This is a genomic window from Herbiconiux sp. L3-i23, assembly GCF_023734115.1.
Taxonomy (GTDB): Bacteria; Actinomycetota; Actinomycetes; order Actinomycetales; family Microbacteriaceae; genus Naasia.
In genome coordinates, this window is sequence record NZ_AP025737.1 from 2219935 (window position 1) to 2232598 (window position 12664).

At 70.6% G+C, this 12664-nt stretch carries 16 protein-coding genes and 1 other RNA gene; 10 read left to right on the forward strand and 7 right to left on the reverse strand.

The annotated features are described in order from the left end of the window. Window positions 1-8 precede the first annotated feature (8 nt). On the forward strand, window positions 9-887 hold the full coding sequence (locus tag NGH83_RS10570; RefSeq protein WP_251856215.1) for an EamA family transporter: 879 nt from the start codon (window positions 9-11) through the stop codon (window positions 885-887). 145 nt (window positions 888-1032) lie between these two features. Here the strand turns inward: NGH83_RS10570 and NGH83_RS10575 are convergent, their stop codons facing one another. From NGH83_RS10575 to NGH83_RS10585, 3 genes are all read right to left on the reverse strand, one after another. Then, the gene (locus NGH83_RS10575; protein ID WP_251856216.1) at window positions 1033-2478 is read right to left on the reverse strand and encodes an MFS transporter; all 1446 of its coding nucleotides are present in this window, start codon (window positions 2476-2478) and stop codon (window positions 1033-1035) included. A gap of 82 nt (window positions 2479-2560) precedes the next feature. Beyond that, the gene (locus NGH83_RS10580) at window positions 2561-3457 is read right to left on the reverse strand and encodes a PfkB family carbohydrate kinase (protein WP_251856217.1); all 897 of its coding nucleotides are present in this window, start codon (window positions 3455-3457) and stop codon (window positions 2561-2563) included. 71 nt (window positions 3458-3528) lie between these two features. Next, complete coding sequence (locus tag NGH83_RS10585; protein WP_251856218.1) at window positions 3529-4212, reverse strand: spermidine/putrescine ABC transporter substrate-binding protein; 684 nt, start codon at window positions 4210-4212, stop codon at window positions 3529-3531. Between the two features lie 91 nt (window positions 4213-4303). Here NGH83_RS10585 and NGH83_RS10590 point away from each other — a divergent pair, with 91 nt between their 5' ends. Genes NGH83_RS10590 through NGH83_RS10610 form a run of 5 tightly spaced genes read left to right on the forward strand, consistent with a single transcriptional unit; the run spans window position 4304 to window position 7968 of the window. Next, on the forward strand, window positions 4304-5269 hold the full coding sequence (locus NGH83_RS10590; RefSeq protein WP_251856219.1) for an ROK family protein: 966 nt from the start codon (window positions 4304-4306) through the stop codon (window positions 5267-5269). A 56-nt stretch (window positions 5270-5325) separates the two neighbouring features. After that, on the forward strand, window positions 5326-5601 hold the full coding sequence (locus NGH83_RS10595; protein WP_251856220.1) for a glutaredoxin: 276 nt from the start codon (window positions 5326-5328) through the stop codon (window positions 5599-5601). A 33-nt stretch (window positions 5602-5634) separates the two neighbouring features. Continuing rightward, entirely contained in the window at window positions 5635-6282 is a 648-nt protein-coding gene (locus NGH83_RS10600; RefSeq protein WP_251856221.1) for an HAD-IA family hydrolase, read from the forward strand. 52 nt (window positions 6283-6334) lie between these two features. Then, the gene (locus NGH83_RS10605; RefSeq protein WP_251856222.1) at window positions 6335-7027 is read left to right on the forward strand and encodes a MerR family transcriptional regulator; all 693 of its coding nucleotides are present in this window, start codon (window positions 6335-6337) and stop codon (window positions 7025-7027) included. Further along, window positions 7024-7968 (forward strand): NAD-dependent epimerase/dehydratase family protein, encoded by a 945-nt coding sequence (locus NGH83_RS10610; protein ID WP_251856223.1) that lies wholly within the window; start codon window positions 7024-7026, stop codon window positions 7966-7968. Before NGH83_RS10605 ends, NGH83_RS10610 begins: the two co-directional genes overlap by 4 nt. A gap of 20 nt (window positions 7969-7988) precedes the next feature. Here the strand turns inward: NGH83_RS10610 and NGH83_RS10615 are convergent, their stop codons facing one another. Further along, the gene (locus NGH83_RS10615; protein ID WP_251856224.1) at window positions 7989-8594 is read right to left on the reverse strand and encodes a flavin reductase family protein; all 606 of its coding nucleotides are present in this window, start codon (window positions 8592-8594) and stop codon (window positions 7989-7991) included. Window positions 8595-8711: 117 nt separating this feature from the next. Between NGH83_RS10615 and NGH83_RS10620 the strand changes: the two genes are divergently transcribed. Next, complete coding sequence (locus NGH83_RS10620; protein ID WP_251856225.1) at window positions 8712-9311, forward strand: dihydrofolate reductase family protein; 600 nt, start codon at window positions 8712-8714, stop codon at window positions 9309-9311. Window positions 9312-9442: 131 nt separating this feature from the next. On the opposite strand, the gene ssrA is transcribed toward NGH83_RS10620, so the two are convergent. Then, window positions 9443-9814, reverse strand: a transfer-messenger RNA (tmRNA) gene (gene ssrA / locus NGH83_RS10625). 190 nt (window positions 9815-10004) lie between these two features. Between ssrA and NGH83_RS10630 the strand changes: the two genes are divergently transcribed. The 3 genes from NGH83_RS10630 (at window position 10005) to NGH83_RS10640 (ending at window position 11630) form a co-directional block, all read left to right on the forward strand. Beyond that, window positions 10005-10415 carry a PPOX class F420-dependent oxidoreductase gene (locus NGH83_RS10630; RefSeq protein WP_251856226.1) on the forward strand — a complete coding sequence of 137 codons (411 nt, stop codon included), beginning with the start codon at window positions 10005-10007 and terminating at the stop codon, window positions 10413-10415. Continuing rightward, a complete protein-coding gene (locus NGH83_RS10635; protein WP_251856227.1) occupies window positions 10412-11344 on the forward strand; it encodes an NADP-dependent oxidoreductase in 933 nt (310 codons plus the stop codon). Before NGH83_RS10630 ends, NGH83_RS10635 begins: the two co-directional genes overlap by 4 nt. 94 nt (window positions 11345-11438) lie before the next feature. Continuing rightward, window positions 11439-11630, forward strand: a complete 192-nt coding sequence (locus NGH83_RS10640) for a hypothetical protein (RefSeq protein WP_251856228.1) — start codon at window positions 11439-11441, stop codon at window positions 11628-11630. Here NGH83_RS10640 and NGH83_RS10645 read toward each other — a convergent pair. Together NGH83_RS10645 and smpB are read right to left on the reverse strand one after the other, a co-directional pair. Then, window positions 11619-12083, reverse strand: a complete 465-nt coding sequence (locus NGH83_RS10645) for a GNAT family N-acetyltransferase (protein WP_251856229.1) — start codon at window positions 12081-12083, stop codon at window positions 11619-11621. The genes NGH83_RS10640 and NGH83_RS10645 overlap by 12 nt on opposite strands. Window positions 12084-12091: 8 nt before the next feature. After that, window positions 12092-12568 (reverse strand): SsrA-binding protein SmpB, encoded by a 477-nt coding sequence (gene smpB, locus NGH83_RS10650; protein WP_251856230.1) that lies wholly within the window; start codon window positions 12566-12568, stop codon window positions 12092-12094. Window positions 12569-12664: the final 96 nt, after the last annotated feature.

A 12664-nucleotide genomic window follows, 5' to 3' on the forward strand; every position in this document is an offset into this window, starting at 1 on the left:
ACTCCCCCGTGACCGCCGTCCTCGCGGCCCTCGTCGCGGCCGCCGCGTACGGGACGTCCGACTTCTTCGGCGGCCTCGCGGCGAGACGGCGCGGCACCGTCACGGGCACGACCGCCGTCTACGCCGCCGCGACGATCGTCGCGCTCGGGTCGATGCTCGTGCTGCCGTGGCGGGCGAGCCCCGAGGCGGTGGTCGCCGGTGTGGCGGCGGGCCTCTTCGCGATCGTCGGATTCCTGTTCTTCTACGCCGCCCTCGCGATCGGGCCCATGAGCGTGCTCTCCCCCTCCATCGCCCTCGTCAACACTCTCGTCCCCGTCGTCGCCGCGGTGCTGCTCGGCGAGCGGCTCGGGCCGCTCGGATGGACCGGCGTCGGAGCGGCCCTCGCCGCGGGAGTGCTTGTCTCGCTCGAACCGCGCAGCGGCGCCGGCGTGCGGCCCCGCGGTCTGCTGCTCGCCGTCGCCGCCGGGCTGCTGCTCGGCGCCTCGATCGTCGCGCTCGACGCCGCACCGAAGGATGCGGGCGTGCTTCCCGCTGTGCTCGACACGGGAGTCGGCTTCGTCGCGATCATCCCGTTGCTCCTGCTCGTGCGCCGCGCACGCGGCACGGGCTTCCTGGCGACGCTCGACCGACCGGAATCGGCCGCGCAGCGGCCAGACCGGTTCGCTTCGCTCGCGATCGGGGCGGGCGTGCTGCTCGGGATCTCGAACATCCTCATCGTCCTGGCGCTGCAGGGCGGCGAGCTCGCGATCGTGTCGGTGCTGGTCAGCCTGTACCCGGTCGTGACCGTGGTGCTCGCCGCAGCGGTGCTCCGCGAACGGCTCGCTCTCCCCCAACTCCTCGGGGTCGCCCTCGCCCTGCTCGCCGCCGCCCTCCTGTCCCTCTCCTGACCCCGGCCTGCCCGACCCCTCCCTCTCCTGACCCGTGTGCACGGATCAGGAGATCCGGCACCGATCAGGATGTTCCCGCGGCGTGTCGCGCGGGGTCATCCTGATCCGTGCACACCGCCTCGGGCGCTGGACCGAAGAGCGAGGGTCAGGCTCGGCGACGCTGACGGAGGTCGAGCAGCGCGAGCACGAAGGCCACGGCGATGAGGGAGAGGGTGACGAACGAGCCGTTGCGGAATCCGTCGTGGTAGACCGCCACCGTGTCGGCGGCGGTGCTCTCGGCGTACAGGGTCGCGAAGAACGTCGACGACGCCGCGGCCACGCCCACCGCGGTGCCGACGCGCTGCCCGACCTGCGCCATCGATCCGGCGACGCCGCCATCGGTGACCGGGATCTCGGCGAGCGTCAGCGTCTGGTTCGGCGAGATGACGAAGCCACCGCCCGCTCCGGCGACCGCGAGCGCCGCCGACATCAGCCACGGGCTCAGCTCGGCCGGCGGCAGGATCGCGGCCAGCACTGCGAGCCCGAAGCCGACGAGCACGATCGCGAGCCCCATGACGACGAGGGATCGGCCGCGCGTCTCGACGAGTCGACCGCCGATCCAGGCGGTCACCGCCGAGGCGAGCGCGAACGGGATGGTCACCATTCCGGCGAACACCGGCGCGAGCCCCAACCCCTGCTGCAAGTACAGGGTCGTGATGAGGAAGGTCGCCGGCATCGCCGCGAAGTAGACGGTGGCGATGAGCAGCCCGTTGCGGTACGACCCGAGCGAGAACAGCGAGAACCGCACGACGGGCGTCTTGCCGCGCGCGGAGTATCGCCGCTCCCACCATACGAAGGCCGCGCCGAACACGGCGGCGGAGGCGAGGAAGAACCACCGGCGCGGGTCGTCGTCGGGTCCTCCGGTGGTGAGCACGAACGGCAGCATGAAACTCACGACGACGATGCCGAGGAGCACGATCCCGATCGGATCGATGCTCGCGGCGCCCTCGTGGCTCTGCCGCTTGGGCAGGAGCCGTGCCGCGAAGAACAGGAGGATGAGCCCGAGGGGGACGTTCATCCAGAACAGCAGGCGCCAGCCGTCCTGCTCACCGCCGACGGCGATCAGCAGCCCGCCGATGGTGGGACCGAACGCGGTGGACAGGCCGATGATCGCTCCGAAGAGCCCGAACGCCCGACCGCGCTCGGCGCCCTGGAACAGCGCCTGCGTGAGGCCGACGACCTGCGGCATCTGGATGCCCGCGGCGATGCCCTGCAGGAACCGGCCGATGATGAGGAAGACGGTGTTCGGGGCGAGCGCGCAGAACAGGCTCGTAAGGGTGAAGGCGGTGAGCCCGATGAGGAAGAGAAGGCGCCGCGACTTGATGTCGCCGAGCCGCCCGGCGGGCACCAGGGCGAGACCGAACGCGAGGGCGTAGCCGGCGACGACGGTCTGCAGTTCGGTGGGGCCTGCACCGAGCGACTCCTCAATCGAGGGCAGTCCGACGTTCACCTTCGACAGGTCGAGGATGGTGAGCGCCGCGACCGCGACCGCGATGCCGAACGCCTGCCACCGGACTCGTTCTCTCGTCGGGTCGGTCACCGCGTCACTCACTCGACGAACGCTATACCTCCGCTGAGAACGAAGCCTGCGCCTCGGCTGAGACGTTCGGGGCCGTGGAGTCCGGACGCGTCGGTCACTCGTCGAGGCCGAGCTGATCGCGCCACGGCAGGTCGGCGCCGGTGCGGGACACGGTGATGGCGGCGGCGCGGCCGGCGCGCGCACCGATGCGCGTCAGCAGCGGCACCGTCAGCTCGTCGGTACGGGTCTGCAGCAGCGAGTCGACGATCGACGCCATGTACGAGTCGCCCGCCCCGATGGTGTCGGCGACCGTGGTGGCCGCGCCCGGCACTCGCGCGCTGATACCCCGGGCGACGAGCAGCGACCCGTGCTCACCGAGGGTCGCGATGGCGAGTCGGGGGCCGAGTCCGAGCACCCGTTGCAGCACGTCGGCGACGTCGATCCCCGGGTAGAGCCAGGCGGCGTCCTCGTCGCTCAGCTTCACGACGGTCGCGAGCGACGCGGTGTCCTCGAACACCGTCCGGGCGGACTCGACCGCGCCGAGCAGAGCCGGACGGACGTTGGCGTCGAAGGTGATCTCCCGGGCGTCGGCGGCGCGGAGGATCTCGCGGACCGACGAGGCGCCCGGCTCGAGGAAGGCGGCGATGGATCCGACGTGCAGCACCGCCGCGTCGGGCAGGCCGCCGACCGGGATGTCCCAGTCGATCTCGAACGAGTAGGTCGCGTGACCCCCGGGTCCGATCGTCGCCGTGGCCGTCGAGGTCGGCGACGAGGTGAACGACTGGGGAAGCACGACCACGCCCGACTGTTCGAGTCGACCGGCGATCATGTCGCCGCGCGGATCGCGGCCGATCCGAGTGAGAAGGGCGACCCTCGCACCGAGGCGGCCGAGGCCGAGGGCCACGTTGGCGGGACTGCCGCCGGCGCGTTCGGTCACTTCGTCGCCGGTGTCCACGAGATCGACGAGCGCTTCGCCGATCACGAGGACATCGAACCCGCTGTGCTGCGCCATCTCCGCCCCGTCCTCGGGTCGCGTCGGCCCGCGCTTCGACGATAACCCCGGCAGCGCGTGACGGCGATGGGTCAGGCGAGTGTGGGGCCTCGACCCTGCCCCGGGTCGTCGACGCGTGCGGGGATCTCGAGGCCCGCTGAGAGTTCGGACATCAGCGACTCGATCTGCGGCGTGACCACCGAGTCGATCGCCTCGGCGATGCGCGGCCGATGCCCGACCAGGGCCAGGCAGGCCGCCCGGCCCACGCCGACCGCCCGCTCGTCGGAGAGCGCTATCTCGCGCCGCAACTGCTGTTTGGCCGCCTCGTCGTAGCTGCGGGTCGCGGCAGGAGGCGCGGGTTCCGCCGCATCCTCGGCGAGACCGGCGAGGGTGAAGAGGTAGGGCTCGCCCGGCACCGGTTCCGGGTCGACGCCCAATCCCTCGAACTCGGGTCCGAGGCCCTCCTCCGGCCGGTAGGGGCGGGCGGCGCGTCTCTCGGCTTCGCTGCGGTCGAGTTCGGCATGCAGCAGGGGCAGCTCGGTGGCGGTGAACGAGGCGACGTCGTCGTCGATCAGGGAATGGATGCGGCTCACGAGCGCGTGCTGCACCTGGTGCGGAGCTTCGCGCAGTCCTGCCGCGTCGATCACCGGCGAGCCGACGCAGCGCCGGCAGACCCGCGGACGCGTCCGCGCGAGGCTCGGGCTCCACCGCGGCAGCCACGCGAGCCAGGCATCGACGGCGGCGTCCACGCGCGCGTCGACGTCCGGATCGGGCATGGGTCAACGGTACAGAGGTTGCGCCGCCTCGCGCCCGTCCCTGTGCGGGGGTCGGTTTGCGAGGGCTGAGCACGCCCGCGACGATGGAGGCATGGATCGCTCAGCCGACGCGGCACGGATCGCGGTCGACATCGGCGGAACCACCATCAAGCTGATGGCGTTCGACGGCACCGGCACGGTGATCGACCGTCGGATCGTCGCGACGCGCATCGGACGGGAGCCGGTGCTGACCGGCCTCTCTCGCACGCTGGCGGACGTCCGCGAACGAACCGAGGCTGCGGGCCGCGCGCTCGACGGCGTCGGTATCGGCTCCCCCGGCATCGTGCATCCGTCCGATGGCGTCGTGGCCTTCGCAGCCAACCTCGACTGGCGCGACCTGCCGCTCGCGAGGCTCATCGAGGATCAGCTCGACGTCCCCGTTCGGGTCGAGAACGACGGGCGCGCCGGGGCCCTCGCCGAGCGGGCGCTCGCCGATCCCGGCGACGCGGGCTCCCTCGCCTTCGTCCCGATCGGCACGGGTGTCTCAGCGGCCTTCTTCTCCCACGGTGCGCTGCACGGCGGGACCACCGGGGCCGCCGGAGAGCTCGGCCACATCCGCGCGGTCCGCGACGGCGAGGCGTGCCCGTGCGGCGGCCGCGGCTGCGTCGAGGTCTACGCCTCGGCGTCGGGCATCGCCCGACGGTACGAGCGGTCGACCGGGACGCCCGCGACCTCCGCCGAGGTCATCGCGGCGGTCGGCGACGACGAGAGCGCGCAGCGCGTGTGGCGGGACGCGATCTCGGCACTCGCCATCGGCGTGGCCGCGCTCATCTCGATCACCGACCCGACCCGCGTCGTGATCGGCGGAGGACTGTCCCTGGCAGGCGACCGCCTGATCGCTCCTCTGCGCGAGGCCGTCGCCGAGGAGCTGCCATGGCGCTCCGTGCCGGTCATCGTCTCGTCAACGCTCGGCAGCTCATCGGGCCTCGTCGGAGCGGCGCTGCTCGATGCGGCATCCGACGCCGAAGCGCGGGAACGAGCCGACCGCCTCGGCGCTGCGCTCAGGATGGCGGACTGAATCCCGATGGGAATGCCCGCCTGCGATCCGCCGTTTCCTCCACGGAGGGAGGGCCCGTGTCGGAGCTGAGTGTGACGTTGTACTCGTCGAGTTTCTGCGGCGCCTGCGCGGCGACGAGGCGCACGCTCGGTCGCGTCGAGGCTCTGCTCGACGACCGGGTGCGGTGGCGCGAGGTCAACGTCGCCGACGCGCCCGACGAGAGCGAAGACCGCGCGATCACCACGACCCCCACCGTCGTCATCACCGATCGCACCGGCGCCGAGGTGATGCGCGCTTCGGGCGTGCCCACCGCGAACCAGGTGCTCGCCGCCATCGGGAACGCACTCGCCTGATCCGCGACCGGCGCGCCCACGAGAATGGCTGTCGTGCCGATCACACTCACCGCCCGCGCTCTGCTCTTCGACATGGACGGCACGCTCGTCGACTCGACGGTCGCCGTGGAACGCATCTGGAGCCTCTTCGCCGACCGCTTCGGTCTCGACCGCCGCGAGCTCCTCGACGCCGTGCACGGGGTGCGCATGATCGACAGCGTGCGGCGCTTCGTTCCCGTGGGCACCGATGCGGATGCCGTGTCGGCGGAGCTCGCCGCACGCGAACTCGAAGACTTCGACGGCGTGGTGGCGGTGTCAGGAGCGGCAGAGTTCCTCGCCGCACTGCCCTCGGACCGCATCGCAGTGGTGACGAGCGCGTCGGCGGAACTCGCGTCGATCCGTCTCGGGGCCGCGGGCATCGCGCAACCCGAGGTCTTCGTGACGGCCGACACCGTCGAGCGCGGCAAGCCGGACCCCGAGCCCTTCCTCGCCGCTGCTGCCGCGCTGGGAGTCGATCCCCGGGACTGCCTCGTGTTCGAAGACGCCGAAGCGGGCATCACCGCAGGTCTCGCCGCGGGCGCCCGGGTCGTCGTGGTCGGACCTCACGAGAGCGAGACGACGCGCGGACTTCCGCGGATCGTCGATTACCGCGATGCTGCGGCGGGCGTGATCGATGGAGTCATCTCCCTCACCTTCCCGTGATCGAGCACCAAGCGACTGGTAGCGCTGCTACCGGTAGTGCTACTATCGGTGCATGCGCATCACCGAACTGTCCGCCGCGAGCGGCGTCGCCGCTCCGACGATCAAGTACTACGTTCGCGAAGGACTGCTCCACGACGGCGAGCGGCTGAGCGGCAACCGCACCGATTACGACGAGAGTCACGTGCGCAGGGTGCGGCTCATCCGAGCGCTCCTCGAGACGGGTGGCCTTTCGGTCGCGGCGACGAAATCGGTGATCGCCGAGTTGGACTCGCGCAGTCCGCTCGCGAACACCTTCGAGGTCGCGCAGCACGCGTTGAGCCGATCGGCGACCGGCACCGCGACACCGAGCGAAGACGCGACGGATCGCATCCGCGCGGTGACCGCGTCACTCGGATGGCGCACGAGCGAGTCGAACCCCGGCACCGACCTCGCCGCGCGGGTGCTCGACGGCTTCGCCGCGATCGACTTCGTGCCGAGCGAGTCCTACCTGCGCGCCTATGCCGATGCGGGCGCGCTCGCCGCGCGCGCCGACCTCGAGGCGCTCACGACGAGGACCGACCCCGACGCGATCGCCGAGCTGATGGTGGTCGGCACCGTGCTCGGCGACGCGCTGGCGGCAGGACTTCGACGCCTCGCCCAGGAAGACGCGACCGCCGATCTCTTCCCGGCCCGCCCTGCCGACGCCGCGTCGACACGCCAGGACCAGAACCAGACCAACCAGCAGAACCAGAAGGAGAAGTCATGACCACCAATCCGAAGCACGTCGTGCTCGGCGGCACCGGAGTCATCGGTCGCGAGACGGTGTCAACCCTCGTCGCCGCAGGGCTCGACACCGTGTCCGTCGCGCGCAACGCCGGCCGCGCCGACGGCGCCGAGCATCGGTCGGCGGATCTGCTCGACGCCGACGCGACCCGTCGCGCGGTCGACGGAGCCGGCACCGTCTACCTGACCGCCGGACTCCCCTACAGTGCACGTACCTGGGAGCGCGAGTGGCCTCGGGTGCTCGCGAACGTCATCGACGCCAGTCGCCGCGCCGGCGCCCACCTCGTCTACTTCGACAACGTGTACGCCTACGGGCCGACATCCGGCCCGATGGTCGAGTCGACTCCCCTGCACCCCACGAGCCGCAAGGGACGGCTGCGCGCGCGCCTCCTCGAAACCCTCGCCGATGCGTCGGCCGACGGCTCGCTCGTCGTCACCATCGCCCGCAGCGCCGACTTCTACGGCCCCGGCGCGTCGACCAGCGTGTTCAACGGCTACGTCGCCGATCGAGTGGCCGCCGGCAAGGACCCGATCTGGCTGCTCGACGCGAGCATGCCCCACTCGATGACCTACACGCCCGATGCCGCGCGTGCGCTCGTCACCATCGGCACCGATCCGCGCGCCGCGGGACGTACCTGGCATGTACCGACGGCCGACCCGCTGACCGGGGCCGACTACATGGAGCTCGCGACCGACGGGCGCTCCCGGGGCGGCACGATGTCGCTCGCGACGCTCAGAATGGGGTCGCTCTTCGTCGGCGCCGCGCGCGAATCGCTCGAGCTCGCCTATCAGCAGCGCGGCCCGTACGTGTTCGACTCGAGCGCGTTCGAGTCCGCGTTCGGTGTCGCGCCGACACCGTACGACGAAGGCATCGCGGCGACGATCGCCTCCGCCCGCGGCGAGTCGACGGTGGCGACGCGCTGACCCCCCCCGGCCCGCCGCCCTCAGCCGTCGAGGCGGGAGTGCTCGCCGAGCTGGTGCCAGGTGCGGTTGTGGTAGACCAGCGGGTTCGCGAGCGACGCGCCCTGCGACACCGAGGACTCGAGCGCATGCACGGCGACGACGGTCGACCCGCCGGCTTCCATCCGATCGATGACGGCTCCGCGGATCCACACCGAAGCACCGGTCAGATAGGGCTCGCCCGTCGGCAGCCGGTCCCACGAGGACGCGTCGGCGAACCGGTCGACGCCGCTCGTCGCGAAGAGCTTGGCGGCGTCGACCTGATCGGAGGCGAGCAGGTGCACCACGAGCGTGGACGCGCGGCGGATCGTCGGTGCGCTGGACGAGGTCGACGAAAGCGAGAAGACGAGCAGCGGCGGTTCGGCGCTGACCGAGAACACCGAGGTCGCGGTGAGACCGACGGGGCCGTCGCCGGCGTCCGCGGTGATGACCGCGACGCCGGCCGGGTGGTTGCGGAAGGCCAGCTTGAACTCGTCGGGAGTGAGCCCTGGGAAGCCGTGGCGGGCGGCCTCGTCGTTCGAGCCGCGCGAGTCCGCGGCCTCGCGCTCCGCGCGGATGCTCGCCGCCGCCGTCGATTCGATTCCGGTCATCGTGATCCCCTCCGCCATCGACCTTCGTCGCTGGGGCGGTGATCTGCAAATCGGGTGTCGAACTGTGACGGCCGATCGCATCTGGCGCGGTCGATGCCGCGGTCGTACCCTGCTGGCATGCGGAGCATCGTCGCCCTCACCTTCGTCAGTCTCGACGGGGTCATGCAGGCGCCCGGCGGCAAAGGGGAAGATTCTTCGGGCGGCTTCGATCTCGAAGGGTGGACGGTGCCGTACTTCGACGAGACGGCCGCGCAGCTGATGGCCCGGCAGATGACGCCGCCGCTCGATCTGCTCCTCGGCCGCCGGACTTACGACATCTTCGCCGGCTACTGGCCGCAGCATGAGGAGCTCGGCGGCGGCCCGCTCAACGCGGCCACCAAGTACGTCGCGACTCATCGCGACCTCGACGTGGACTGGCCGACGACGATCCGCCTACGAGACGACGTCGTCGGTCACCTGCGCGAACTGAAGGTCGGCGACGGCCCGACTCTGCAGGTGCACGGCAGCAGCGACTTCCTGCAGACCCTGTTCGCGAACGACCTCGTCGACGAGCTGTGGCTGAAGATCTTCCCCGTCACCCTCGGACGCGGCAAGCGTCTCTTCCGCGACGGCGTCATCCCCGCACGGTTCGAGCTCACCGAATCAACCGTGACGCCGGGCGGTGTGATCTTCGCCTCGTACCGCCGATCGGGCGACGTTGCGACGGGCGAATTCTGACGCCGCGAGCCGCGACGGCGCTGGGTGACAGCTCCAGCAGCGCGATGGTGACCGAATGTGGAGATGGGGGGAATCGCGCGGAAAGCAGAGTCCCGTCCCTGGCGAAACTCCATCAGCGCGATGGTGACCGGAAGTGGAGATGGGGGGAATTGAACCCCCGTCCATTGCTGTAATCCCGTGCCTTCTACGGGCGTAGCCTGCGGAAAGCGTTCTACTCGGCTCCGGAGTTTGTCGCAAGCACCTGCCCCGACGAGCCCAGCCTCAGGAAAAGTCCCGCGATGCCCTGAGACGCAGCATCGCGGCGAGCTCCCTAGATGACGCCAGACACCGGGGCGGAAGCGGACCCGGGCTGACGGACTTACAGCTCTAGCTCAGACGGCGAGAGCGAAGTCGGTGCGCTTGGAATTGGCACCTATGGTTTGCAGAGATCGTTTACGAGATAACCCTGCATCCTCGGCCCGCTTCTCACGGTCATTCAGGCAATGTCGAAACCGATCATCCCCGTACTGGCCTTCGCGACCGAACTCGTCGGTCTCGTTGCGAAGGGGCCACCATCGCGCTGTGGAGTTGTCTTGTGCTCCGCATTCGTTGCACGAAGCGCAGCACCACAGACTACAACCGCACGGTCGCTGGGTCCATTCCCCCAGAGGGTGGTGCGGCGATCTCGCGGGATCACTCCGGCAGGATTACTGCATGCAGACCTCGCCGTCCTCTCCCGCGCTCGACCTCCTCGGCACCGAGGACTACGTCTCGTTCACGACCTACCGCGCATCGGGTGCGCCGGTCGCGACCCCCGTGTGGATCGCACAGCTGGGCGACGCGTTGGTCTTCACCACCGACGGCGGGTCGGGCAAGGTGAAGCGGCTGCGGCGCGAAAGTCGCGTGGTGCTGACAGCATGCTCGCGCTCGGGTGAGATCGCGCCGGACGCGGTGCCCGTCGCGGCGCACGCCGTAGTCGTCGACGATCGCGAGGGCATCGCTGACACCATCCGAGCGATCACCGCGAAGTACGGCGCGGCAGCGGAGCGCATCTTCGGTTCCCTCGAAGCGGCCCTCGACTCCTCGCGCGTCGCCGTCCGCATCACTCGGGCGGTCGCCGAATGAGCGCCCAGTGGCTCGCGCGACGCTTCGGGGACCTCGACGCGCTCGAGCTCGTCGACAGCGACGTCCCAGCGCCGGGAGCCGGTGAGGTGACCATCGAGGTGCGGGCGGCGGGGATGAATCCCGCCGACTGGAAGTACATGCGAAACGGCGACGCGCAGGATCTGCCGTACCGCATCGGGTACGAGGTCGCCGGTGTTCTCACCGCCGTCGGCCCCGACACCGAGATCGGGTCGGGCGGCGGCGCCCTGGGCGACGAGGTGCTGGCCTTCCGTATCCGCGGCGGGTATTCGGCCCGAGTGACGGTGCCGGCGAAGGACGTGTTCGCGAAGCCCGCCGAGCTCGGCTTCCCCGAGGCGGCGAACCTGCTGCTCGTCGGCACGACGGCCGCCGAGATGCTCGACGTCACGCGGGTCTCGCCCGGCGAGACGATCCTCGTGCATGGCGCCTCGGGCGCGACAGGGGTCAGCGTGCTCCAGCAGGCGCGCCTGATCGGCGCGCGCGTCATCGGTACGGCGAGCGAGACGAACTTCGACGTGGTCCGCCGCTTCGGCGGCGAACCGGTCCGCTACGGCGACGGTCTGCAGGAGCGGGTTCAGGCGCTCGCCCCCGATGGCGTCCACGCCGCGCTCGACACCGTCGGCACCGCCGAGGCGATCGACGTCTCCGTCGCGCTCGTCGACGATCGGTCGCGCATCGTCTCGATCGCCGCGTTCGGACGCGCCGAGGAGCTCGGCTACCGCATCATCGCGGGGCGCATGCCGGCGAGCGCCCGGTTCCGGGACGCAGCCCGAGCACGGCTCATCGAGATGGCCGGGCGGGGTGAGCTCGTCGTCCCGCTCGCCCGCACCTATCCGCTCGCGGAGGCCATCGATGCGCTCGAACTGCTGCGATCCGAGCATCCGGGCGGAAAGCTCGCGCTCATCCCCTGACCCGGATCCAGCCACCCGTGCATCCGGTGTGCCTCGCCGGTGAGTTCGCCGCCGCCGGGTCGCCCATTCACGGGTCGCCGGTAGCGTCGTTCGGGTGACAGATCCTGCCGACCGCGAGAACGCTCGAACCCCCGCATGGCGCCGCGTGCCGTGGTGGCTGTGGGTCGCGTTCGCCGTCGTCATCGTCGTCGGCGTCGTCCTCGCGGTCGTCGCGCGCGGTCAAGCCGTGGACGAGGTCTCGATGCCCGCAGCCGAGGCGTTCCTCGTCGTCTACTCAGGAGCCTGAGAGCCCGGATTCCCGCCGCATCGGCACATGAGGGATGTCGTCTTCGCTGAACTCGGGGCCGCTGACCGCGAAACCGAACCGGGCGTACCAGTCGGCGAGATGCTTCTGGGCGTCGAGCGAGATCGGCGCCGACGGGGCGAGCTCTTCGCACCGGGCGACCGCCTGGCGCATGAGCTGCGATGCCACTCCCCTGCTGCGTGCGGCGACCAATGTCGCCACCCGGCCTATCCGCATCCCACCGTGCGCGTCGCGGAGCACACGAAGGGTCGCGAGGATCTCGTCGCCCTCCTCCGCCCAGAGCAGCTCGGCGCCGGGCTCGATGTCGCGGCCGTCGAGCTCGTCGTAGGCGGCCTCCTGCTCGACGACGAAGACCTGAACGCGCAGCCAGAGTATGCGGTACAGGGTGGTCGGGTCGCAATCGGCGACGCGCGACCGGTGGTACTGGATGCTCAACGCTTTCGCTACTCGCCCAGGTGCCGGCGGGTGGACATGGCCCGCTGGGCCTCGCGGTTGTCCTGCCGTTCGCGCAGCGCCTGACGCTTGTCGTAGTCGCGCTTGCCCTTGGCGATCGCGATCTCGACCTTCGCGCGGCCCTCGTTGAAGTAGATCTGCAGCGGGACGAGCGTGTAGCCGCCGTCCTTGATGCGGTTGCTGATCTTGACGATCTGCTCCTTGTGCAGCAGCAGCTTCCGCTTGCGTCGGGTCGAGTGGTTGGTCCACGATCCCGATCCCCACTCGGGGATGTAGACGGCGTCGAGCCATGCCTCGCCCGCGTCGATGAACGCGTAGCCGTCGACGAGCGACGCGCGCCCCTCTCGGAGGGACTTCACCTCGGTGCCGGTCAGGACGAGGCCAGCCTCGTAGGTGTCCTCGATCGTGTAGTCGTGGCGCGCCTTGCGGTTCGTCGCGACGACCTTCTGCCCCTTCTCCTTGGGCATGGGCGCACCTCCTTCACTCGTAGACCGCGGCTAAGACAGCCCTCAAGCCTACTCCACCCCGGCGAGCGCGGTGTGTTGCTCCGAGCGCTGGTGTTT